The 24,081-nt window shown below is 35.4% G+C and carries 23 protein-coding genes and 1 pseudogene; 7 read left to right on the top strand and 17 right to left on the bottom strand.

What is annotated here, in order from left to right:
* Nucleotides 1-102 precede the first annotated feature (102 nt).
* From LV716_RS08795 to LV716_RS08785, 3 genes are all read left to right on the top strand, one after another.
* Complete coding sequence (locus LV716_RS08795) at nt 103-1,758, top strand: SulP family inorganic anion transporter (protein WP_163417372.1); 1,656 nt, start codon at nt 103-105, stop codon at nt 1,756-1,758.
* 238 nt (nt 1,759-1,996) lie between these two features.
* Nucleotides 1,997-3,190 (top strand): histidinol-phosphate transaminase, encoded by a 1,194-nt coding sequence (locus tag LV716_RS08790; protein WP_163417371.1) that lies wholly within the window; start codon nt 1,997-1,999, stop codon nt 3,188-3,190.
* Between the two features lie 4 nt (nt 3,191-3,194).
* On the top strand, nt 3,195-4,313 hold the full coding sequence (locus LV716_RS08785; RefSeq protein ID WP_205600111.1) for a permease: 1,119 nt from the start codon (nt 3,195-3,197) through the stop codon (nt 4,311-4,313).
* Nucleotides 4,314-4,595: 282 nt separating this feature from the next.
* Here the strand turns inward: LV716_RS08785 and LV716_RS08780 are convergent, their stop codons facing one another.
* The 4 genes from LV716_RS08780 to LV716_RS08765 all read right to left on the bottom strand — a co-directional run bounded on the left by LV716_RS08780 (nt 4,596) and on the right by LV716_RS08765 (nt 8,118).
* Nucleotides 4,596-5,345, bottom strand: a complete 750-nt coding sequence (locus LV716_RS08780) for a YqjF family protein (protein ID WP_163417370.1) — start codon at nt 5,343-5,345, stop codon at nt 4,596-4,598.
* Between the two features lie 204 nt (nt 5,346-5,549).
* Entirely contained in the window at nt 5,550-6,215 is a 666-nt protein-coding gene (locus tag LV716_RS08775) for a hypothetical protein (protein WP_233759264.1), read from the bottom strand.
* 96 nt (nt 6,216-6,311) lie between these two features.
* Complete coding sequence (locus LV716_RS08770) at nt 6,312-7,223, bottom strand: sugar phosphate isomerase/epimerase (RefSeq protein WP_163417368.1); 912 nt, start codon at nt 7,221-7,223, stop codon at nt 6,312-6,314.
* 94 nt (nt 7,224-7,317) lie between these two features.
* Nucleotides 7,318-8,118, bottom strand: a complete 801-nt coding sequence (locus LV716_RS08765) for an endonuclease/exonuclease/phosphatase family protein (protein ID WP_163417367.1) — start codon at nt 8,116-8,118, stop codon at nt 7,318-7,320.
* Nucleotides 8,119-8,589: 471 nt separating this feature from the next.
* Here LV716_RS08765 and LV716_RS08760 point away from each other — a divergent pair, with 471 nt between their 5' ends.
* From LV716_RS08760 to LV716_RS08745, 4 genes are all read left to right on the top strand, one after another.
* Nucleotides 8,590-9,291 (top strand): response regulator transcription factor, encoded by a 702-nt coding sequence (locus LV716_RS08760; protein WP_163417366.1) that lies wholly within the window; start codon nt 8,590-8,592, stop codon nt 9,289-9,291.
* Entirely contained in the window at nt 9,281-10,666 is a 1,386-nt protein-coding gene (locus tag LV716_RS08755; RefSeq protein ID WP_163417365.1) for a HAMP domain-containing sensor histidine kinase, read from the top strand. Before LV716_RS08760 ends, LV716_RS08755 begins: the two co-directional genes overlap by 11 nt.
* A gap of 84 nt (nt 10,667-10,750) precedes the next feature.
* Nucleotides 10,751-11,254: a hypothetical protein gene (locus LV716_RS08750; RefSeq protein WP_163417364.1), complete on the top strand. Its 504-nt coding sequence runs from the start codon at nt 10,751-10,753 to the stop codon at nt 11,252-11,254.
* Between the two features lie 206 nt (nt 11,255-11,460).
* Nucleotides 11,461-12,087: a hypothetical protein gene (locus tag LV716_RS08745; RefSeq protein ID WP_163417363.1), complete on the top strand. Its 627-nt coding sequence runs from the start codon at nt 11,461-11,463 to the stop codon at nt 12,085-12,087.
* A 92-nt stretch (nt 12,088-12,179) separates the two neighbouring features.
* On the opposite strand, the pseudogene LV716_RS08740 reads toward LV716_RS08745, so the two are convergent.
* From LV716_RS08740 to LV716_RS08680, 13 genes and pseudogenes are all read right to left on the bottom strand, one after another.
* Nucleotides 12,180-13,039: pseudogene (locus LV716_RS08740) on the bottom strand (helix-turn-helix domain-containing protein).
* A 131-nt stretch (nt 13,040-13,170) separates the two neighbouring features.
* The gene (locus LV716_RS08735; protein ID WP_163417362.1) at nt 13,171-13,989 is read right to left on the bottom strand and encodes a DNA alkylation repair protein; all 819 of its coding nucleotides are present in this window, start codon (nt 13,987-13,989) and stop codon (nt 13,171-13,173) included.
* 155 nt (nt 13,990-14,144) lie between these two features.
* Nucleotides 14,145-15,248, bottom strand: a complete 1,104-nt coding sequence (locus LV716_RS08730; protein ID WP_163417361.1) for a serine hydrolase — start codon at nt 15,246-15,248, stop codon at nt 14,145-14,147.
* Between the two features lie 186 nt (nt 15,249-15,434).
* Entirely contained in the window at nt 15,435-15,896 is a 462-nt protein-coding gene (locus tag LV716_RS08725) for a DinB family protein (RefSeq protein WP_233759263.1), read from the bottom strand.
* Nucleotides 15,897-16,125: 229 nt separating this feature from the next.
* Nucleotides 16,126-16,515: a VOC family protein gene (locus LV716_RS08720; protein ID WP_163417359.1), complete on the bottom strand. Its 390-nt coding sequence runs from the start codon at nt 16,513-16,515 to the stop codon at nt 16,126-16,128.
* Between the two features lie 77 nt (nt 16,516-16,592).
* On the bottom strand, nt 16,593-17,459 hold the full coding sequence (locus LV716_RS08715) for an AraC family transcriptional regulator (protein WP_163417358.1): 867 nt from the start codon (nt 17,457-17,459) through the stop codon (nt 16,593-16,595).
* A gap of 17 nt (nt 17,460-17,476) precedes the next feature.
* Nucleotides 17,477-17,953 carry a TrmO family methyltransferase gene (locus LV716_RS08710; protein WP_163417357.1) on the bottom strand — a complete coding sequence of 159 codons (477 nt, stop codon included), beginning with the start codon at nt 17,951-17,953 and terminating at the stop codon, nt 17,477-17,479.
* Nucleotides 17,954-18,290: 337 nt separating this feature from the next.
* Nucleotides 18,291-19,106 carry a PD40 domain-containing protein gene (locus tag LV716_RS08705; RefSeq protein WP_163417356.1) on the bottom strand — a complete coding sequence of 272 codons (816 nt, stop codon included), beginning with the start codon at nt 19,104-19,106 and terminating at the stop codon, nt 18,291-18,293.
* Between the two features lie 129 nt (nt 19,107-19,235).
* Nucleotides 19,236-20,150, bottom strand: coding sequence for an alpha/beta fold hydrolase (locus tag LV716_RS08700; protein WP_163417355.1), 915 nt, complete (start codon nt 20,148-20,150; stop codon nt 19,236-19,238).
* Nucleotides 20,151-20,299: 149 nt separating this feature from the next.
* Entirely contained in the window at nt 20,300-20,692 is a 393-nt protein-coding gene (locus LV716_RS08695; RefSeq protein ID WP_163417354.1) for a carboxymuconolactone decarboxylase family protein, read from the bottom strand.
* Nucleotides 20,693-20,831: 139 nt separating this feature from the next.
* Nucleotides 20,832-21,608, bottom strand: a complete 777-nt coding sequence (locus LV716_RS08690) for an AraC family transcriptional regulator (RefSeq protein ID WP_255674480.1) — start codon at nt 21,606-21,608, stop codon at nt 20,832-20,834.
* 189 nt (nt 21,609-21,797) lie between these two features.
* Nucleotides 21,798-22,241, bottom strand: a complete 444-nt coding sequence (locus LV716_RS08685; RefSeq protein ID WP_163417352.1) for a hypothetical protein — start codon at nt 22,239-22,241, stop codon at nt 21,798-21,800.
* 235 nt (nt 22,242-22,476) lie between these two features.
* On the bottom strand, nt 22,477-24,078 hold the full coding sequence (locus LV716_RS08680) for an Eco57I restriction-modification methylase domain-containing protein (protein ID WP_163417351.1): 1,602 nt from the start codon (nt 24,076-24,078) through the stop codon (nt 22,477-22,479).
* Between the last annotated feature and the right edge of the window lie 3 nt (nt 24,079-24,081).

The following is a 24,081-nucleotide window of genomic DNA, read 5'->3' as shown; positions in this document are numbered from 1 at the left end:
ATACCTAAACGCATATTTTATTCTAAATAAGTGCCTTAAAGAAAATAATTTCTTTGAAAGAGACCTTTTTACTTCCTATTTTTAGGATTCAACTTTGTAACCATGATCAAATCAATTTACAATTCAAAATATCTTAAAGGTGATGTTACGGGAGGGCTCGTAGCAGGTGTTGTTGCATTGCCCCTAGCACTTGCATTTGGAGTACAATCTGGATTAGGGGCCATAGCAGGGTTATATGGAGCAATAGCTGTTGGTATTTTAGCGGCTCTCTTTGGGGGTACCGCTACCCAAGCAAGTGGCCCAACAGGTCCAATGACCGTAGTATCCGCTGCATTGGTTGCCAATGCAATCGAAGTTGCAGGAAGCTTGCAAGACGCCATGGGCATTATTCTGTTGAGCTTTTTAGTTGGAGGTGCTTTACAAATTATTTTTGGACTGATCAATATTGCTGGTTACATCAAATATTTTCCTTATCCTGTGATATCAGGTTTTATGAGCGGTGTAGGGTTGATTATCATCATTTTACAAATCTTCCCATTTGTTGGATTGGGTTCGCCAAAGTCCACGATCAAAGTTGTTATGGATTTGCCCAGAATGTTTGCAGAGTTCAACTGGCAAGCATTGGCCTTGGGCGGATTGACCGTTCTTATTTATTATATTTTTCCAAAGATTACAAAAGCTATCCCAAGTGCATTGGTGGCATTGATAGGAGTATCCATTTTTGCCTATTTCATCAAATGGGATGTACCCATCATTGGTGAAATCCCATCTGGTTTGCCAGCGTTACAATGGGAAGGTTTATTTAGCGTAGACAGCAGTGCCTACTTTATGGTATTGGAATATGGAATGGTATTGGCCGTTTTGGGCTCAATAGATTCTTTGTTGACTTCTGTAATAGCAGACAACATGACCAAAACAAAGCACAACAGCAATCGCGAATTGATCGGTCAGGGTATTGGGAATATGGCTGCAGCGCTCATTGGAGGAATCCCTGGGGCCGGAGCTACAAAAGGCACGGTTGTCAACATTAATAATGGTGGCCGTACCAGACTATCTGGTGCTTTACATGGGGCATTTTTATTAACTGTTCTGTTGGGTCTTAGCTCTCTTGCCGCATTTATCCCATTGGCAGTATTGGCTGGTATTTTGATTCCCATAGGTTTTAAGATTATTGACAAAAGGGGATTAAAACATTTAAGGATCATTCCCAAGGCAGATGCTGCTGTTCTTCTCATCGTATTACTTTGGACAACGTTTGGCAGTTTGATACAAGCTGTAGGTATAGGTGTAACACTCGCAGCACTACTGTTTATGAAGAGAGCAAGTGATATTGGTGAAAAAGGCATGCAAGTGGGAACATTGGCCGGTTTTGATGGAGAAAAACCATGGGAAGATGAAACCGACCTGTCTCAGAAATTTAGGGAGCAAATCTATATCAAACATTTGTATGGCCCTTTATTTTTTGGATTTACTTCCCATTTTCAAGAGCAGGTCAAAAACGTTGGCAATGAAATAAAGATTTTAGTTTTCCGAATGGATAGGGTGCCACATGTAGATCAGTCTGGGGTTTACGCTTTGGAAAATGCCGTTTTGGATTTGACCCTTAAAGGAATGAAGGTTGTTATTACCGGACTAAAAGAACAACCTAAGGACATCCTGACTTCAGTTGGTATCATTCCAGATTTGGTTCCTCAAGAACAAGTGTTTCCAAATATCGAAGAAAGCTTTGATTGGATTGCCAAAGAATTGGAGTCATAACTCTAGTTTTTCTGAAACTTGGAGAAATTTTGATTTTCCATATGCTTGGGTTTAAGGCAATACAAGTACCATAAAATATATCTTTATTGCAATTATCAGTATGACAGATTGATAATTTCTACAGTGTCAAATTCATTTTTATATATTTTAACCCATTGATTTTTATCGTATTACCATAGGTTTTTTCTTCCCCTGCCTTTAATTTAGTGACTATAGCTAACTCAAATTAACATTGCTCATGGAAACTAAAAAAATCAACAGAAGAAATTGGATAAAAACTGGGGTTCTTACCGCTGGTGGTGTACTTGCAGCACCTTACTTAGGATTTTCTAAAAATCTGGAACTACCGCTCCAGCTCGATTCAAATGGCGATGCGGTTTATAGTCCTTTCTTTAAAGAATACCTTCCCAAAAACTTAAGGGAGTTTCCTGTTCTGGCTGCTAAACTCAACGCAAATGAAAATCCTTATGGGCCTTCACCAATGGCGTTGGAAGCATTGAAAAATTCAGCAGCTGGTGGCAACCGCTATGCTTGGAAAGAATTATTTCAGTTAATGGATAAAATTGCAGAGTTTGAAGGAGTGGAACGCAAGAATGTAATGATGGGACCTGGTTCTTCGGATTTATTGGAAAAAACCGCCATGGTATTATTTATGAATGGTGGAAATGTAGTTTCAGCGGACCCAGCGTATATGTCATTGATTCGTGTTGCCGAAGCAGCGGGCGGAAGCTGGAAACCAGTTCCATTGAAAGACGATTGGTCTCACAATTTGGATGCTATGGAAAAAGCGATTGATGCGGATACAAAACTGATCTATATCTGCAACCCCAACAATCCTACCGGAACCATAACACCGCATGAAGATTTATTGGACTTTTGCTCAAGGGTATCTGAAAAAGTACCTGTTTTTATTGACGAAGCTTATCTTGGATTTTTAGACGATGGAATGAAAAAGAGTATGGTTTCTTTAATAAGCGAAGGAAAAGATGTAATTATCGCAAGAACCTTTTCAAAGATTCACGGTATGGCCGGGCTTCGTGTAGGCTATGCAGTAGCCCAAGAGGAACGATTGAACAAACTTCAAAAAATCACACGTGCCGGAATGGGTATTTCCTACCCTTCTGTTTTTGGAGCTATGGGCGCTATGGATGATTCGAAATTTTTGGATAGTTCCAGAAAGCTAAATGCCGAGTGCAGGGAATATGTATATCAAAGTCTTGACCAAATGGGTTTTGAATACGTTCCCTCCTATACCAGTTTTATGATTTTTCCAATAGAAATGGAAGGCAAAGCATTTCTTGAAAAAATGACCAATTTAAAGGTTGGGGTGCGTGCTTTCAATTTTATGGGCAAAGATTGGTGTAGGGTAAGTATGGGCACTATGGATGAAATGAAACTCTTTACACAAGCACTCGGAAAGGTTTTGGCCTAATACGATGGATATTAGTCTTCAAAAAACGGTCGTATTTCTATTTTTTATCCTGATTGGGGTTTTACTTAAAGTAAAGTTTAAGTCCAAGGATGAAATCTCTGGTATAAAGAAAATCATTTTGAACTTGGCACTACCAGCAACAATTTTTATTGCCTTATTGGGCGTAAAAATTGAACTTCAATTGTTGTTATTGCCTCTGCTCGCCCTAGGGCTCAACCTGCTTTTGTTCATCGTTATGCCTTTCTTGCTCCCAATTCTGGGTATTTTGAAGAATACCTCCGAGTTTCGTACCGCAAAATTATTAATGCCCTCCTTGGCACCCGGCCTATCCTGCTTTCCCTTTGTGCTGGAATTTTTGGGGAAGGATTATTTAGCTAAAGCCGCTATGGCAGATTTAGGGAACAAGGTATTTGTACTGGTATTTTTATACCTCATCGCTATGAATTGGCACTATACCTTGCAATCAAAAAAAACCAAGGCCAAATTCTCTAAATTAAAGCCCATGCTAAAAGCCATGGTTACAGAACCTGTAAATTTGTTTATAATAGCGGCATTGTTTCTACTAGGTTTTGGCTTTACCATGGATACACTCCCCTTTTTCTTGAGCGAAACATTGAAAAAACTAAGTCTTATTATGACCCCTTTGGTTCTCCTTTTTATAGGGCTAGCCGTAAAAATTAAAAGAAAACAGTTTTTTCAAATTTTTTCATTGCTTTGTTTACGTGCTGGCTTGGTCGTGTTGATAGTAGGACTGTTTGTGTCCATTTCAGGGATACAGGTCACCAACGAAATCCTATTATTGCTTTCTTTCGGTCTAAGTGCTTGCAGTTTTTGGCCATATGCCCATATTGCAGCGGTAGATAGCAATGAAAATGAAATACCAGAAAAGAAAAAAACATTTCATAATAATTACGCCATCACTATTTTGGCACTATCCTTTCCGCTTTCAACCCTACTTATTCTTGGTGTGCTTAACAGCGGTTCTTTTTTAGCATCGACACCCAATATCTTCGTATTGGCAGGGCTGTTGCTTGGGACTGGGATAATCTTTCCATTATTCAATACCATCAATAAAAGGCTTTTGGAGCAAAAATTGAAGCCTAGCGTAACAGAAAACGTATAGTGGTGGTTTTACGAAGTTCTGCTCGTGTTTACAACGTCTAACTATCATTCTTAAAGTTGACTTTTCAAGTACTTTATCGTACTCGCCTTTCGCAAACCTGATTGCTGCTAGCAGAATTTAAGTAAACTTATGGAGATGGTGCCCGTTATGAATTTTATCTATTCAAATCCACAATATTGCCATGTTCAGGGTCAATCTTCCCATTGAGCATATTTAAGTACAATTGCTCCAATTGCTACAATCCAACGTGTTTTTTAATCGAAATGATTGATTGAATGGCGGTTATAAATTGTTGCCATTATTGCAAGCAGTTTTTTTGTTTTTAATTTTCCCCCAAGCCAATACTTTCACTCCTTTAGAGTAATGGATTTTACTTGGTCCTTCATTTATTAACTTTTCAAATCTTGGATAACTTAAATCTAATTTCCCTAAATCGATCTCATTAATTGACCATTCCAAATGATGGATTTCATATTCGTTAATTGACTCGTCAGTATCTTGAAAAAGAGCATATCTTTCCGTTAACCATTTGTCCAATTCTGTTTTTTTGGTCAGTTCTTTTCCAATTGTAAATTCAATGTCAAGTTTATCATTAAATTCCAAATTTTGGGATTGATATCTCTTGTTGGTCCTTTTAATTTTTGAAAATCTATAAGGAAGTTCTGAAATTCCTTTTGCGACTTTACAAGATAACCTTTTACCCCCTTCGATGCTTAAAAAGTAAACTCCGGTTTTAGTATTTGACTTAACATAGGTCCGAATATTTATTTCGTCAAAATCTGATATTGGCGAAAAGTAAGGTAGGTTTTTTGGTCTTATCTTTTCCATGGTAAAGGCAACAACTGAAATCCAAGGTTCGCCGTTAAAAAGCTCGATTTCCAATTCTTTGGGCACGAATTTTTTCAATTCGGTCAAGTCAACTTGATAATGAAGAAATATTGCATTGTTCCATTCTTGATAAAATTTCCAACTATCGGTCGGAATTTCCCATGGTCTGTGATTTGTGGTATTTAATATTTCTCGGATTGTCATTTCTCAAATTGGCTACAATGGTCTAGCATAAGAAACATTGGTTGTTAATATGCAATGTGTTTCAGATTGACACTAGGCAAAATATAACTCCTTTTCTCTTATTATTCTTCCCAAACGCCAACCTTAATATTTGGCGACATTGTAAATCACAGACAGATCTTCCGCTCAGCGTAAAACCCTATTATGTATTATTATACACCATTGTTAGCCTTTGTTATTTTCAGCAACAAATTTTACTTTTCGCTTATTAGTAGTATTATAAAAGTCAGCTGATATGATTTCGTTGTTACTAAATTTCAAAATTCGTTTAAAGTTAGATTCAAAATGATAATAACTATAAATATCTGATGTAGTAATTTTAAGATATTTTAACTCCGCTAGTTTTGTTAGTTCAATATTTACAAGCGAACCTTGAATAAAAGTTTCGACAGTTGGATCATCAACTTTTTTAAATTTGCTTTTAGGTATTTTTATCGTTCCATTATCAAAATCGACATAAAAGTATTCTTCTTTAAACTTAATATATCCAGATATTTGGTTTTGTTTTAAATCGTTAAACTTAACAATCAATGTATCGGTTTTTTTTGATTGGTCATATATTTTGGTAATTCTGTTTTCTATCTTAATCTCTTTCTCAGAATCTCCAAAACTTAAAAACAATTTCCCGCCATCAATTTTATAAGCTCCTTTTCCATACCAAATTTGTCCATCATCAGTTTTGAATTTATGCTCAAATGTTTTTGACTTAGGATACAAATAATATTTATTGCTAAACATTAGAGAATTTTCTTGAGAAAAAACCAATGTGTCTTGAGCAGACAATTGTGATATTATCAGTACAAAGATGAAAAGTAGGAACGATTTTTTCATAATGAAGATAATGGTCTTGTATAAGCACAGTAACGGATTTTTAGCACTGATATCAGAGATTCCAAGTGGATTTGGACATCCCTGAATCCACCGTAATTATATTTGTACATTATTGTGGGTTGTTTTATTTTCTTCCAGCTTATTCAGTTTTGAATTTATTAATTTTAATCCCTCCATATTTCGATTTAAAACTTTTTCCACGTCTTCAGTTTTAATATGTCCTAAAATGCCCCAAGGTCCATCAAATCCTTCATCCAATAATTGCCTGATCATTCCAAATTCGTGATCACCCTGACCTATTGGCAAAATTTGAGGCCCTTCCTTTCTTACTCCATTTAAATTGACATAGGATAAATATGGCAATATCTTTTTTACGATTACAGGGAATTCATCAACATACTCATGGGCATGATGAAAGTTATACACCATAGTGATTGAGTCCTGGTTCAACCTTTCCAAAATCTCGACTTGATTATGGGGATTTCCAAACCAACCATGATGATTATACAGAGCCAATTTACAACCCAATTCATCAGCTTTTAACTTTACAAACGCTATCATTTCAATAGATAACTCTACGGATTGCTCTTGATTAAGCTCCTCAAAAAAATTATTGCTAAAGCTTAACCATATGATGGGCTTACTATCTGTTTCAGCTAAATTGGTCAGTAATTCTTGATTCATTGGACTCAACTTGCCCACACTATCTCTTTTGGCATTTAACCAAAGAAAAATCGAGGTTATCTCAATATTATTCTCCTTAGCAAGTTTGAATTCATCCTTCATTTTGCTCAGGTCTCCTTTTCCCTTATTAAAGCCATATTTTGTAAATCCCATTTGTTTTAACATGGCAATCCGCTGTTTTGGCGTCCTATCTAAAGAGTCAAAATCTATGATACACCAAGGCGATACCTCATCAACTTTGATAAGGTCTTTGGTTTTTCTCGTGCAAGCAAAAAGAAATACTACAAAAAACAGCGAAAGAGTTGGTCCAAAAAAAGTCTTCATATTGTTGAATTCTTAATGTCTTATTTCTTTTACAATGCGCTACAACGGTTTGGTATAAACGGTCGTTTTGATGCATTTTTTGTTTTCCATTTATTTAGATAGTCAGAACTAGTGGGCAATGGTCCGAAACTTCAGGCTCAAAAATTACGTTGAAACCCAAAACATTGATCAATTCATTGACCAGCATATAATCCGCATATCTACTTTCCTTCTTATATTGAGAATTTCGAGTGCCCTTTGATGTTCGTGTGGTTACTAATTCAGTTAGTCCAGCTTTGGATAAAATTTTTAAAGTCTCACTATTTGGCTCTACATTGAAGTCTCCGCATACTACAAGAGAATCATTCTGCTCAGTAAGCTCATTTGCAAGAGACATTAATTTATGTGCCTGTACCGTTCTCTCGGGCGTGTCCATTTTCCCGTTCAAGTCTCTTAACCCGTGCATATGGGCTACAACAACAGATCTGTCTTCTTTATAATCGAATACTTTAATAGCGTGTGCACTCCGAGAGCGTGGATGTTCACCATAATCATAAGGTGCATATGATTTATGCACGAATCTTTGTATTTGTCCGATTATTGGATATGATTTTCGTACAAATGTTGCAAGTCCCCATTGGGAAGGAATTTTGATTTCCTCATCCCAAAGTATTCCTTGGGATGCAGGACAAAAAATTCCAATATGGTCAGGCAATGCAGTTTGAACATCTTGAAAAAAGTTGGCCCGCTGAGGAAGAATGTGGTCTCCGTCTTTGTACATTAACCAGTCTTTATCCGTTTCTAGTGTATGTACAACTTCTTGCAAACAAAGAACGTCTGGATTTTCTTCTATCAAATATGGAAGTAACTTATCATACAGTTTTCCGCCCCATCCGTTAAGACACATTATTTTCATATCCCATTTTTTTTAATCCCGTTTTTTTTAACGAGCCATGACGGTCTCGGCTATGATTTTGTTACAGAATCGCACACAAGTATCATTCTACCATAAACATAAACTTAGCAAAAAGTCTTGAAATTCTAATTAGGAATTTTAGCCATTATTGTCGTGTCCTTTTTTCAGCTTATCCAACTTCCTAATATTTCGTTTATAGTCCGTTCTCCGTTTTTGTACTCATAGATTCGTGCTACTCCGCTACCATATAATCCTCCAAAAATACCTTCAATCTGCACATATGCTAAATCAAATGTTTCATTGAATATTGATTTTGAAACAGAACAAAATCCATAATTCGGTCAATTGGTTGAATTCTTTTTCAAAACTTAGATATAATTCTAATACCATTCTAATATCTTTCACAACTTCTTCTGAACACTATATGATTATCTTTATTTTTAGTTTTAATATCCTACATGGTATTCCTTAATGGCAAAACGCATATTGGTCATAGAAGACGAGCAGAACGTAGCTGCCTTTATTAAAAAAGGATTAAATGAAGTGGGCTATGAAGTTTTTTTGGCTTATGAAGGTGCACAAGGCTTAGAACTGTTAAAACAGAAACGAATAGACCTTGTTATACTTGATGTTGTCCTGCCCAGCATGGATGGGAGGCTGGTCGCTAAAAAAATTAGGGAACTGGACTATGAAAATCTGCCGATCATAATGCTCACCGCCCTTGGAACAACCGAAAATGTGGTCAAGGGATTGGATTCAGGAGCGGATGATTACTTGGTGAAACCTTTTAAGTTCAAAGAACTTTTGGCAAGGATTCGGGCATTGTCAAGACGGCACATCTCAACGTTATCTATAAACCAAAAACTTGTTGTATTTGACCTAGAACTTGATAGGGATGCCAAAATAGTAAAAAGATCTGGTGATGAAATAAAATTGACTTCCACAGAATTCCGTTTGCTAGAGTTTTTCTTGAAAAACAAGAACAGGGTCTTGAGCCGCATTGATATTCTTGAAAGTGTATGGGACATCAACTTCAATCTTGGGACCAATGTTGTTGATGTTTATGTCAATTATCTTAGAAATAAAATCGATAGGGACTATAAGCCAAAATTAATCCATACAGTAATTGGAATGGGATATATAGTGAAAGAGCCTACGAATCATGAAGATTAGAAACAAGATAACATTGATCTTTGTGTTGCTGACCGCTATGTTACTATTGTCAGTATTTCTGTTTATCTACTTTTCTGTAGAGAATTACACGCAGAATGAGTTCTACCTTAGATTAAAACAAAGGGTGTCCATTGCGGCACAGGCCTATTTGGAAGAGGACGAATTAAGCACGAGCATCTACGAAGATATACGCAAAAAACACTTACGGACACTTCCTAACGAAAAAGAGAAAATCTTGAAAGTCAATTTGGACGAAAGATCTTTAATCTCTCACTCACAGTCTCCTTTGCAACCAGAATTCTTTGATGACGTCTTTAATAATGGCCACGCAGAAGTTAAGATAAAGAACAATTATTACACGGCTATCCTTTACAAAGACAATCAAGGGGACTTTATAGTAGTACTTTCTGCTGAAGACCTTTACGGATCTGCAAAAATGCAAAACCTAACAAGGACACTGTTGACAGCATTTACTTTGAGTTTGATTCTGCTTTTCGTTATTGGCCGATATTATGCCAAAGAGGTCCTAAAGCCTATTTTGGTTATCACAGGGCAAGTAAATAAAATAAGGGCAAAAAACCTTCATCTGCGACTTGCTACAGAACATAAAAAGGATGAGCTTGGGGAACTATCCAGAACGTTCAATACCATGTTGGACAGACTTGAAACCTCTTTTGAGATGAAAAGTAATTTTGTACACAACGCTTCGCACGAACTTAGAAATCCCCTAACAGCAATCATTGGCCAAACGGAGGTCTCCCTGAATAAAGCCAGAAAAGAACCGGAATATATTGAAGCACTCCAAACCATTGAAAAAGAAGCTTTGCGTCTTGATGAGTTGATAAACGCTCTTCTTGACCTTGCACACACCGAGCACGATTCCAAAGGGTTGATCATTGAAAACATTCGGGCCGATGAGTTATTGATGGAAGTAAAAATGAGTTTTGATTCCCTTATTTCAAACAAGATAAACTGCAACTTTCAATTTTTACCGCAAAATTCCAATACGCTTGTTTTTCGTGGAAATAATGGTCTTATGAAAGTGGCCTTGTTGAATATTTTGGACAACGCATTGAAATATTCAACAAACGGTACCGTTGACCTGAGTCTTCAAGTGGAGGATAACGGCATTCTGTTCTCTATAAAAGATAAAGGTATAGGCATACCCAAAGAGGATCTTAAAAACGTATTTGAACCTTTTTATCGGGGTTCAAATGCAAGGGGCTATAAAGGATTTGGTTTTGGTCTTGCGCTATCCCAAAAGATAATTCGCCTACATGGGGGAGAGTTAAAAATTTATTCAGAAATCGAAAAAGGAACTCATGTCCTTGTACAATTACCAAATACTGACGAGGGTTTTAAAATAGCCCGTTGAAATTCTAATACTGTTCTAATCTCCTTCTTACCTCTCTTTAATGTCACGAGGCTACTATTGTATCCAAGTAAAATAAAGTACATTATGAGAAAAGTATTGATTCCTACCGACTTTAGCGCAAGGTCGTTAAAATTGGCCGAGTACGCTTTTGAGCTCTATTCCAAGGAAATAATCAACCTTATACTGGTATATCCTTATAAAATGCCGCTCTTTGACTCTGAACTTTACGGATTCTCACCAAATCAAATTATAACTGCGCTTGAAAATGAGGAGTTTTCAACTGCAAAAACCTTTTTAATCAATAGGTTTTACAGAAATATACATTCCATTGAAACAGCTCTGTTTACAGGAACCAATTCCATCGATTTTAAAAATTTCAGGGATGAGCACAACATACAAACGGCAATAGTGCCTCAAAAGGGGTTCTTGGATTTCTCACGTAGCACTACGTTCGATCCCTTGCACTATATTCAGAAAAATATACCTGAGGCGCATATCACGGATATCGACAAAAAAGATAGGATAATACCATATTCAAACGGAACAATGTCCGATTTTCCTCTATACAAATCCTTACAACAGCAATAAAAAATACTTGGATGGATTTTTTGTTCCAACATCAAAATTAAACAATGAGTATGGCCATAAACAATACCGAATAGCTAAGAGAATGTTTTCCTTCGATAAAAAACATCTCCAATTTTTTGGTTAGTGATTCCGTCCGGTATACCAAAGCCTACTTCTATTCTTAAGGTGCCGGGCGGAACATTAAAAAACGATAAATAAATTAGAAGATGCATGCAAAAGTTAAGGGCAAAGGAACGGTCTTGGTAAATAATTTTCTACTGGCCAAGTCCATACTTTTAGTAATCATCTTGATACTAGGGACCCATTGGTTAAATAAAAAGCATTCATCAATGGTACATAGCACAATGGATTCCATATATGAAGACCAAAGAATTGCCCAATACTACGTGTATAAACTATATCATCAGTTCCACTTAAAACGATTACAGTTAAGTACTAATGGCATATTGTCCCACCCTTTCAATGAAACTACAACGATTGAACGGTTATTGACCAACATTGGAGCGCTAAAGCTTACACCAAACGAATCATCTCATTTAAATGAACTGGAAACAAAATATCTTAAGTTGCTGGATTTGGAAGAATCTATCCTGGACGATACCGATGAAACCTTAGAAAAAAAACGCTTAAAAATGAACGTTATCCTTGACCGTATCACGATAATTATGGATGACTTTGCAAACATTAGGTTTACAGAAAGTCTGACTCTTTCGGAAAAAGGGGAAAAATCATTGAATATGGGCAAACTGCTCTTAAAAGTAGAAATCGTTTCTTTAATTATTGTTGGAGTCATTGTCCAACTCATCATTGTCCATCCTTGGAAAAAGGAATAAGTCCTTTAAGGCTTCCGTTTTAAAGATGTTCTATCAAAATATTTGTTCCTAGTTTTATTTGTACTAGCTACTACTTAACCTGACAGTTTTGGTTAATCTGACACTTGAAAAGAGCCTTTAAGCTCATTGTGCTCGATGAGCTTTTCTTTTGCTAAAAGTATGGAATCCTCAAAAGTCTGCAAAGGAGTCTTTCCATAACAGTGTTTTCCTGTGTGCGTTCTTTCGGTATTGTACCGTTCCATCCACTGGTCGAGGTCGGTTTGCAGCCCTTCGATGGACTTATAGACCTTTTTTCTGAAAGCGACAAAGAAGAACTCGTTCTGCATTGTCTTGTGGAAACGTTCACAGGTACCATTTGTCTGCGGACTCTTTGCCTTGGTCTTGGTATGGTCGATGTCCTCAATGGTCAGGTAAAGTTGGTATTCGTGGTGTTCGCGTTTCCCGCAATACTCGGTTCCTCTGTCGGTCAATATACGCAGCAAGGGAAGCTCTCTTTGCTGGAAGAAGGGGATTCCCTGTCATTGAGCAGATCGGCCGCAGTGATGGCGTTCTTACGGTCATAGAGCTTAACGAAGGCCACTTTGCAATAAGTGTCGATAAAGGTCTCCAGATCGTGGCGCAGCCAAACGCTCCTTACGCCACCAGGGGATATGAACGTGCCCCGCTTCTTCAGTTCATTGGACACACGTAATTGTCCATAGGCTGGAAGTTCAATGGCCATCCCAACAACTGCCTTTTCGATTTCCTCCCCGATACGGTTCTTCAGAATCGGTTTCTTCCTTGAAATTTCTTGGAGAGCTAGCTGTCCACCCTGCTCATAAAGTTCTTTGAACCTATAAAAACTATCCCGGCTATATCCCATTACCTTACAGGCCTGGGATACATTGCCCAATTGCTTCGCAAGTTCAAGCAATCCTAACTTGGGTTTGATGATTTTTTCTCCTGTACTCATCTGACAAATCTAATTTTAGGGTTAAACTAATTTATTGAAAGTGTCAGATTAAGTCTTAACTATTACAAATTATACAGGTAGATTGAGCTGAATTTTATTTGTTTTTTAGCTCAGTTCTTTATTGGCTGTAATTATTTTTTATCAATCGTTCGTCTTGCTCGTTTGATTATCTTTTCTGTTTCTTTTGTTGGTGATTCCTTTTGCCATTTTTTACAAAGTTCAATCACAAAATCAGGTCTCGATTTGCTTGAATCATTCAACCAATTCCCAACACTGTCTTGAATGTATTTTGATTTATCCGACTTTAGATTTTCCAAAATAGGTAAAGCCATTTCTGGATTTTCCTTTAATCGCTCAATATGTTTGCACCAAACTCCTCTTGGTCTTGTCGATTCAGTCGTAAATCGTCTTATATTTTCATCTTTGTTTTTTGTCCAACCACTTAAAATATCGATAGATTGTTCTAAATTTTCCTCAATTTCAGGTCGTAAAGCCATCCACACAACCTCTCGCACTCCAAAATGATTATCGGCAATGAGCTTTTCAGATTGATTTAGTTTTTCGGATATACTTAAATTTTGATGTAAAGATTTAAGATATGGTGCGTAACAGCGAATGGAGTCGGACAAGTGAGAACTCAATTTGTCAAAGATTAAGTTAAATGCTTTATCGTCAGAATATAATTCGTAAAGCATTGAGCCGACTAACTTGATTGTATTCATTGTAGAAGGCTTTTTTTGAGCTTTTATTTTCTCTGAAATCAGTTTTGTATTTTCTTTCGAAATTCCAATTTCCGCAAAGTTTGTTTGGATGAGTATTAAATGGTCAATCGCTAACCATTCAGTTAAATTAACCGTTTCGATTTTTCCTGCGTTCAGCAACTCCAAAACTTCTTTCGGAATATCCTGTACTTTTCTTGCTCCTTTTCGGTTAATGATTTCTTTTTTCATCCTATTGTTCTTTAATTGGCTACAATGGTCTAGTGTATGAGTAGTAGCGTATTTCTATTCACAAACCTTTCGGTTTTGTACTGACCTTTATTTTTATACTTACTTCTTATCTCTTGATTCGCTATCACTTATATACAATGTTGCAGGTAGTTTTTCTATTCCCAATAGTGGTGAGCTACTTTTTCAATTATTTTCTGAGGTGAACTGCCTGTCAGATTTGTCAAAAGAATAATTGTTAGTTCATCATCAGGATAAATAATTAAAGACGCCCGTCCACCACCAATAGGTGCTACAGCAGGATGATTTTCTCGCATAATAACAGGCCATCCATATCCATAACCGTTTAAAAACCCACCAAACCCTCCATATTTACCATCATTCAATGGTACGGCAGTCCACATTTCTTTCCTGCTTTTTGAACTTATAAATATGTCGTTTTCCAAAGCTTTAATCCATCTGCTCAAAGCATTAGTAGTTGCAAATGCACCTGCATCCGCCCAAACAAGTGGGGAAAAATCTTCTGAAATTTCAAATAGTTTTTCTCCCTTTTCGTACTTGCCAGTTTGTTTATTCTTTTCGTAATAACTGTATGTCGAGCTTTTGTTTTGAACACTTTCAAAAGAACTCCCAAAAATAATTTCTTTGTTTATGCCAATTTTATCAAATTGATTTTTTTGCAAAAACTTCAAGTAAGTCATTCCACTTACTTTTTCAATCAGTTTTAAAATCAGCACATAATTTGTTTGGATATAGTCAAACCTTTCTCCTGCTTTGAATCGAATATTCTTATTTTTAACTTTTTCCCAAGCAATTTTTTCGCCTTTGCCCCCAATCAGGCCACCATTTTGAGTGTCTTCAATATCAGGTAAACCAGAAGTGTGACTTAAAAGTTGGTGAATTGTAATTCCTTTCCACTTATTCGGTAAATCGTCCAAATAATCTGAAATTGAGTTTGATAACTTTATTTTTCTATCTTCCACCAATTGCATTACTGCAGTGCCCGCGAATATTTTTGAAAGTGAGTTAATTGAAAAAATCGTACTGCTATCAACAGGCACTGAAAAAGCAAAATCAGAGAGTCCGAGAGATTCTGAAAGTACAGTTTGCCCATTTTTAATTACTACTATTCCACATCCTGGAATTTTTTCATTTTGAACTTCTTGTTTTAGTTCATTTAAGAATTTTTCTTCTTTTTCTTGAGCTATTGATATACAGGATACAACCAAAAAAGTTAATAAAACCCAAAAGTGCTTATTCATACATTTCGTTTTGTTCAAATTACCTATAACGGTCTCGTATAACCGTCAGTTAAGGGTTTATACGCGTTAGTTTTCCGTTAAGCACAGACGCTCACAATTCTGAGTGGACTCTAGCCTGTGCTGAGCTTGTTGAAGCATATTCGAATCCGCAGTAATTACGGTTATACATTGTTAGTAACTGGCCTTTTAGTCCCATATTTTAGGTCTTTCAATTCCAGCAGTTCTTAAATAATCTAACATTTGTCCAGTATGAACAGATTCGTGATATGCAATTCGATTCAGATAATCTCCGAGTTTTTTACTTTGTCCAACTTCTTTTCTCTCAATCCTTACCTTTTCTAAATCTTCTGTTTTCAACTCTTTTATCATATTTAGAAATTCTGTTCGATATTTTTCCGAAAATTCAAGCTCACTTTTTAAGTCCGAATATTTTAGTTCTTTCCAAGGTGATTGATAATTACCTAAATTTCCTCGATTCTGAATTATTTTATGGAAAAGATGTTCGCCTTCTAAAACGTGCCTAATCATTTCAATAAATGTAAAGGCATTTTTGTCAGGTTTCCAATTTAAATATTCGTTCGGAATTCCATTCCATAATTTTATACTCCGCCTTCTAATTTCAGCAAAGTTTAATAAGATAATATCCATTGAACACATTAATTATTTTTGTTTTTAAGTGCTATTTTCAGCTTGTTGCTAACGCCGCACTATGTGAAGTCCGGCGAATTTCAGGAAACTGCCTTTCGTATTTTTTAATAAACTAAAATCAAGAAAATAAGTTTCAGTTGAGTAGGGAAGCTGCTATTTTTTATATGCATTGTTGTAGTGTGTTTTTTTATTCCGATTGCTTTCCTTTGGTTCCAATTCGTAATCTGTTTTAGAATTCAAAGTCCTTAATTGGAGATGAAATATCAACTAAGGTTCCATTAGGGTCTTTCAATAACAAACGTCTTTGTCCATAAAACGTATCTGCTGGTTCGTTTACGATTTCAAAATTTTCCGATGCTGCAATCTCAAATATTTCGTCCGTATTATCAACAACAAATGTTATATAAAACCCTTGTGGATTGTTTTGAAAACCTTTCGGTACAATTTCATTTGTTCGGTCAATTATTCCCAATTCAAGTTTTTTATCTTTTGAAATTAGATGGACAAACCAATCACTATCATAATCCACGTTAAAGTCAAACAGCTTCGTATAAAAATCTCGGCTTTCTGCTAAATTTTCCGAACAGATATTTGTCATTAATCTATTAATCTTCTTCATTGATTTGTTCAATCTTTGTTTGGCTTGACTTTATGTGTCGTTAGCCATTTTTGTTTTCGTTTAATGTAATATAGATATTATATACTTACCGGAATAAACAAATGACTTTCTGATTGTTCGTCGTTAGGTGATAAATAGTTTTCTCCATAGTACTCAAAATTGAATGGTTTCGATAATTTATAATTTGTGTCAGGAAGAAATTCATTGTAAATATACCTGTACGTATAACGAACATTTCTCGATAAGCCTTGATGGATAACCCTCAAATAAGTTCCTTTTGGAATGGTTTTAATAACAAATTGCGGACTAATTTCTTTTATACTATTCACTTCAACTCCAATAAAAAAATTCAACCCCTCTAAATCTTGATTTTCTGACCAGTATTGAATTTGATAATAGTATTCTGGAATCATTTTGTTATTGATTAAATCAACTTCTTTCATAAAACTATTCCATTCCTTGGATAAGTCTAGTTTCTTTAGATTCCCTTTGATAAAGTATGAAGTGCCGACCAACATTTTTTCTTTTAACTCAATTAAATCAGGCTCTTGATTTCTTGCTTTTTTTGATTGAAAGATAAAATCTTCCGTTATTGCTCGCGTAAGTAAATAAGCGGGTATTGTTCCACCTTTTCTAACATTTGAAGGATTAATGCCGAAACGTCTTCGAAAAGTTCGAGAAAAGACTTCGTTACTGCCAAACTGAAAGTCAAAAGCAATAGCCGCTATTTTATCTTTAGAATTACGTAGTCGACGAACACTCTCTGTTAGTCTTCGTTGAAGAAGGTATTTTTTTGGCGATATACCAGCAATGTTTTGAAAAAGCCTTGTAAAATGATACAAAGAATAACAACCTTCTTTTGCAATGTCTGATACGTTAATGTCTGATGTCAAATTTGATTCGATGAAATCTATTGTTTTAAGTATAGTTTCTTTATTGGTCATGTATAACGGGTATAGTATCAGAAATTGAATTCGTTTTCCCAACTAAAATCTGTAGATTGCTCATACGATGAAGGCCAATGTTTACACCATTGTGGCACATTGCAATTTTCGACTCTTTCGTACAGGTGGTAAGGTTTTATGTCTAATAAAGGTGTATTGTTTTCAGTATCAATATAAGGTGTGAAAATTATTCCTTCGTCGAAATCTATTTTTTCTACAACTATAGTAGTCATCAAAACTGGATTGGGTCTAAACTGAGAACGTGTAGCGAACACGCCCATCTTTTCAGGACTTGTTTTGTATGGTTTGTCTGTGGTGAGTTGGTTTCTCTGTTCAGGTGTATCAAATAAGTTTCCCCACCAAACTATTTGTAAATGACTAAAACCATCAATACTTGTTAACCCCTTTTTATATTCACTCTTTAATTTGATATAAAATATTCCATTTTCAGAATGAATACTTCCAATTGGATTTACTCGGATTACGTTTTTCATCTTTATTCTTTTATGTCAAACAATAGGACAAAGATATTTTCAGCCGTTTTATAATTCTTGATACTTATTGCTAATATTTACTTCAAATTTGATTTCAACAATCGCTAATGCACTACAACAGTCCCGGCTATAAGTAGTAGAGGATTTCCATTCATGAACTTTTCGGTTTTGCGCCGACCTTTCTCCTGTATTTATACTTTCGTTTTATCACTTAAACCGCCATTACTCATACACATTGTTAGTGATAGGCATTTACTATACATAATAGTTTTTCATTTGTTCCTGAGTTCCCAGATAACCTGAGTGTCCACCCAAAAGATGCTCGCTTTTCCTTCGTCTAAATATGTATGGAAGAATAAGTATTTTCCGTCTGGGGTGACACTACCATATATGTCCTCGCGTTCGGTATTATTTCTTCTCCCATATTTATCGCAGGTCCCCATGAACCATCTTCCTGACGAAAACTAATGTACAAATCTGAATCACCGTATCCACCTTCTCGTTCACTATCCCAAATTAAATAACTTTCATCAGGAGCAATGAAGGGGTGAGCTATCCATTTTCCTGTGTTGATTTCTTTACCGAATGCTTTTGGTGCTTCACGTTTGCCATCTATCAATCGGGAATACCGAATGGTACCAATTTCTTCTCGTTCATCAAAAACATAAGTACCAGTTGCTGAAACCGTAAGGCGCATAATTGGGATATCTTTGAAGGGTGCTCCAAGACTTTTTACCTTTGACCAACCAGAGTTGATTCGCTCTATATATCTAGAATCCAAGTATATGGTATTACCATCAGGAGAGATAGACGGTTCTCCCACAGAGGCTTCAGCCGGTGAGACAACAGATTCGCTCCATCGATAATTCTTGTATTGAATGACAACCAGCGTAGATTTTTTATATTTCCCACCTTTTCTTTTAAAATAGAACTCTTTTAAATCTGGTGTAAAGCTGCCGAAAAATTCCATATGTTCTGTCGTAACGATACCCGGAGCAAAAACTTCAGCTTTTAAGCCTGGTAGTTTTTGACCAAGATAAGATGCTTCAAAACTTAGTGAATCACTATCTTTTGATTTATGTTCTTTGATGTTACAAGCATTTAAAAATATTACACATACAAATGTTAAAAACAAAAAGTAGGATTTTTTCACTATTGAAATTATTATAATGCTTGTCCATGTAACGATTATTAGATTCTAATTACCATTACTTGGGTTTTACTTATAACGTTAAGTGTAAGATGCGTTTTAATGCATTTTTATATATTATTACCAGTAATTTTAACCCAAACTTTCAATAAAAGCCTTTATTTCATTCATGTATTTTTCTTCCTGTTCCAGCCACCCATAATGCCCACACTTATTTAGCAATACAAGTTTGGAAGTACTATAGACATTATGCGCCCTATAAGCCGTTTCAGATCCAACCAGATCTTGTCTGCCCTGTATGATAAGAACAGGTGCTTTAAATTTAGACATGGAACTACTCCAATCGTACTTGTGTTTGGACAAATCAGCAAGCATCAAATTTCTTACCTCTGGATTTGATTGCGTCAGCCTATGGGCGATTTGTTCAATATATTCCTCTCCATATAGATACGCAGGAGCTCTGAGTTCACCAATTTTATACCTGGCGAGGTAGGTGGTATCACCTTCGGCAATTTTTTTGTTCCAATACCTTAAGGCATCTCTATCTGCATCACTCATTCTAATATGCACGTTATCGCCTATGTAAGAAAAAATCTCCGTATCAATACCTCCGGAAGCGGACAATATCATTCCCTTTATCCTATCTGAATGTTTGGAGGCATAGTGTTGTGCTACAAAACCCCCGAAGGAATGTCCGAGTACTATCCAGTTTTTGATTTTTAAATGATTTCGTAGGATTTCAATGTCGTCAATCAACAAATCCATGGACAACGTACTTGAATCAACGATTTTTAAATCTGATTTGCCAGTACCTCTTTGATCATAGATAATGGCCATATAATCATCTTTCAGGAGGGATGCCAGAGATGAGAATCCTTCACAATCTATTCCCGGCCCACCATTAATTATAAGAAGAGGTTCACCCTTTCCAAAAGTTTTATAATGAATAGATCCAAAATTTGTGGTTAGGATATTGCTTGTTTGTGTAATACCCGTTTGAAGCCAAAAGCTTACTAAAGCAAAAACTAAAATTCTAATTTTCTTCATTTTTCGAATTAATGTAACGGCTTGTGTATGAAACGTAGCGGAATTTACACAACTACCTTGTCAGTTTACAATATACTTTAATTTAATGAAAAATCGGTTCGAGTTAGAACACCCAAACCGCTATAGCTTATACACGTTGTTGTAAGCAGTTATTTTTCCTTTTTTCTTTCTTCAATGACTTCTTTCAAAGCAGAAGTTCCGTTCAAAGCAGAAGGAAAACCTGCATAAACCGACATTAAAATCATAATTTCCGAAAGTTCCTCTCCGGTCACACCAACATTCAAAGCAGCGTTGATATGGACTTTTAATTGTGGTCTTGCATTTCCCATTGCTGTAAGAGCAGCAACAACAGCGATTTCCTTTGTCCTATTGTCCAAAATTTCTCTACTATAAACATCGCCAAATGGGTATTCAATGGTGTATTCCCCCAAGTCGGGTGAAACGTCTTTTAAACTTTCTATGACATTTATGCCTGCTTGTCCGTCAATTTCTTTTAATTTCTCCCAACCTTTTTTAAATCGTTCTGTTTTTGTACTGTTCATTTTTATTTGATTTTCTGTTTGCCCATATCCATTTATTGCAATGAATAAAGGGAATATTAAAATTGATAAATATTTCATTTTGTTTTTAGGCAAAACTAATAGTTGAATGAAGCCCATTTACAGGACTTTTTCCAGATTTTCAGGCACTTTTGAATTTGGTGGGCGAAAGGTTTGTTTTTTGTTTGAATATTCTTGAAAAATAGGAACTGTCCTCAAATCCTAAGCGAAAAGCGATTTCCTTTACCGATAAATCACTAAAATAGAGTAGTCGTTTTGCTTCCGTAATTTTCTTCTCCAAGATAATTGTTTTAGGGCTTTGTCCGTAATTTTCTTTGCAGATTTCGTTGAGTTTGTCAACGGTCAAATTCAATTTTGCGGCATACTCGTTTACGGAAATATTTTCGGAAATAGTGTCCGACACCAATCTTGAGAATCTTAAAATAGTATTTGGTTTAATTTCCTCGTTCTTGGGATTTTCATTTGATAATCTTTTTAGTTGAAGTAGTAAATATGAAATTCCCTGGGCGATAGTTTTTTCGCTTAATTGGTCATTTTTCTTGGACTCTTCGATGATATTTTCAAATAAAGGTTTTAGAAGTTTTGTATTCTTAGTGGACAAATCGAAAAAGGGTTCATCTGTAAAATCAGCTACTTGCTTTAAAAGATACTTGTCAAAAACAGCAATGTAACCATTCGAGTTTTTTGAATAGGACCAATTATGAACCTGTTTTGGTTGCATTAAGAAGAGCCTGTCGTGCTTGATTTCATATTCCTCAAAATCAATGACATTGATTCCTGTACTTTTCGTGAACCAAACTATCGAATAAAAATCGTGCCTATGTGGCCATTCAACATTTGGATCTTCTGTTCCCTCAAAAGTTCCAACGTAGAAAAACTTTTCTTTTGGATTGGATATTATAATGTCCGATATGGAATATTCTTTCAGCAGGATGTTGGTTTTAATTGCTCACAACAGTTTGGCTAAGAAATATGTGGGTTTTGAAACACGTATTTGTCTGCCAAGAATCGAGTTTTGTGTTGTGTTTTAACGTTTATTTTCACCTTGTCTTCCCACATGTTTTCTTAGCCTTTGTTGAGTACATTTTCAGTTCTTATCAACTATGAAAGCCTCTTTGGGAAGATAGCTGTCCGTAATTGGATATTTGAAAACGATAGCTCTTCTATCCTCCTCATCTCCAATTTTGACCTGCTCCACAGTCGCGCCGTCAGTTAGCAATAGCTGGCCATCAACAGTAATTATTAAAAAGCTGTTCTCATCCGTCAGTTTAACTCTTTCCCCACTACCATTCCAGTTGCGATAATATTCAATTGTCTCTTTTGGTTTTATGAAGGTTAAAGTCTGGTTATTATATTTATCGATTAAGTCAGCTTCATTGATTACCGTATCAGGAATTATTCGTCTTTCGTCAATTATTTCACGATATGGTTTTTGATAAATTCCCCATTGATTAGGATAAATGACTTTCCAATAATTTGAGAGGTCGACCCCTACTGTTCTATCACTTGTATTCATTAGTTTAAACTTCATAAGGAAATTCTCTTTCCCATCTGTATGAAATATTGCCTTCTCTACATATACATCAATAAGTTGCCCTTGATAAATTAATTGAACTATGTCTGTTTGGTGATTTGTAATGCACATAGATGTTAATATAACCATCAAGAGTGCTGTTGTTTTCATTGTTATACTTTTCTTAATTCAGTATTACACACAACGGTCTAGTATAAGAGTAGTGGCGGATTTTATGCACTAATTTTTCGGTTTAAGCCAATACTTCACTTTTATCCAAGTGCTTTGGTTTTTCCACTGACTCCGCCATTACTTTTATACAATGTTGGGTGCAGTATTTATTTACTATTTTATTTATATTTTTCAGATTCCGATTGTTGTATGATTTAATCAATTCGTCTGTTTCAAACTTCGTTAATTCATTTAGATTCGGAATTCTCAACTTCTTTAGCGTCTGCGATTGAAAACGTGGTAAACCACCATTCATTCTTATGCCGATTTGGGATAATTGGTCTTTAATAAAATCTGACATTAAAATACTAGCCAAAATTTTTAATTTGTTTAAATCATGGTGCGTTATATAGTAAATATTGTGATGTGGGTAGAAGTTACCTTCGTCAATAAATAGGAATTTACAACCTGAAAGGTCTGGCAATAGTAACTTAAATTTACTTTGTAAATCAGGTTTTATTTTATCAATTGTCTTGTACCAAGAGTCAGGCGATTTTTTTGCAATATGACGTTTTAATAAATCCTCTTTTTTCGACTCTAAATAAGATTTTAAATGCGGGTATTTACTTAAGTCACATAATTGTCCTTGTTCAAATGGATTAATTACATATGAATTATCCCAATCAATATTCTCTCCTTTTAGGCTACGAGATTTAATTATTGGGATAAGTCTATTTTTTTCAATCCCATTCAGCTCGCTCTCTTTCTTGATATAAACTTTATCAGCTCCTGTAGCGACTCCAATTCCAATTTCAAAACCTTGCTCTCTAATTCCAATTAACGAATTGTGATTGATATTGTAATCTAGAAATAGATTTTGCCAAGATTCATTTTTAGGCGATTCCATTTTCGTAAAAGTCAATTTATTCATATCAATCTCTTTGTCTTGAGATTCAAAATACTCTGTATATTCTCCGTTTGTTTTATGAACGGTAGTTACACAAGGGTAAGCTATTACGTCTTCGTCAAAAACATTGGCTTTTTCAATGTTTATGATTTTTGAAATATGATAATTGTTTGCGATTAACTTTCTTAGAGGCTGACCATATTGATTGAAAAGCCATCTGTTAGAACAGATAAATGATAAAACACCTTTCGAATTTAATAATTGCAAAGACTTCTCATAAAAAAGCACGTAAAGGTCTGCTCTGTATTTGAATGTTGAGAATATTTTTTTGTATTGTTCTTTTAGGCTTGATTCAATTAATTCGTGTCTAATGTATGGTGGGTTTCCTACAATACAATCAAATTCAATTTCAAAATTATTTATTAGAAAATCTTTTTTTAAGAATACAGAATCTTCAACTTGATTTTCATTGAATCCATAACTGTTTACGGTATTAAAAATAATCGTCTTTAATTTCTTATAACTTGAATTATCAATTTCTATAAATCTTACATTTTCATTGACTGATTTGATAAAATCAAAATTGAACTTCTTTGAAGATTCAAAAAGGCGTTTAATAATTTCAATGGCAAAAGCACCTTGTCCCGAAGCTGGTTCAAGAATCTTAATTCTTTCAAGATTTGACGAAGAACTATACTTTACTTCATCCAAAATGTATTTGACTACATTTTTTTGAGTAAAAACTTCTCCGTGTTTTCTGCCGTTTTTACGCTCCATAGG

Origin of the sequence: Flagellimonas sp. HMM57 (assembly GCF_021390175.1) — a bacterium.
Classification (GTDB): domain Bacteria; phylum Bacteroidota; class Bacteroidia; order Flavobacteriales; family Flavobacteriaceae; genus Flagellimonas.
Note: the sequence above shows the minus strand (reverse complement) of the source record. Positions and strands in the feature narration are given on the sequence as shown.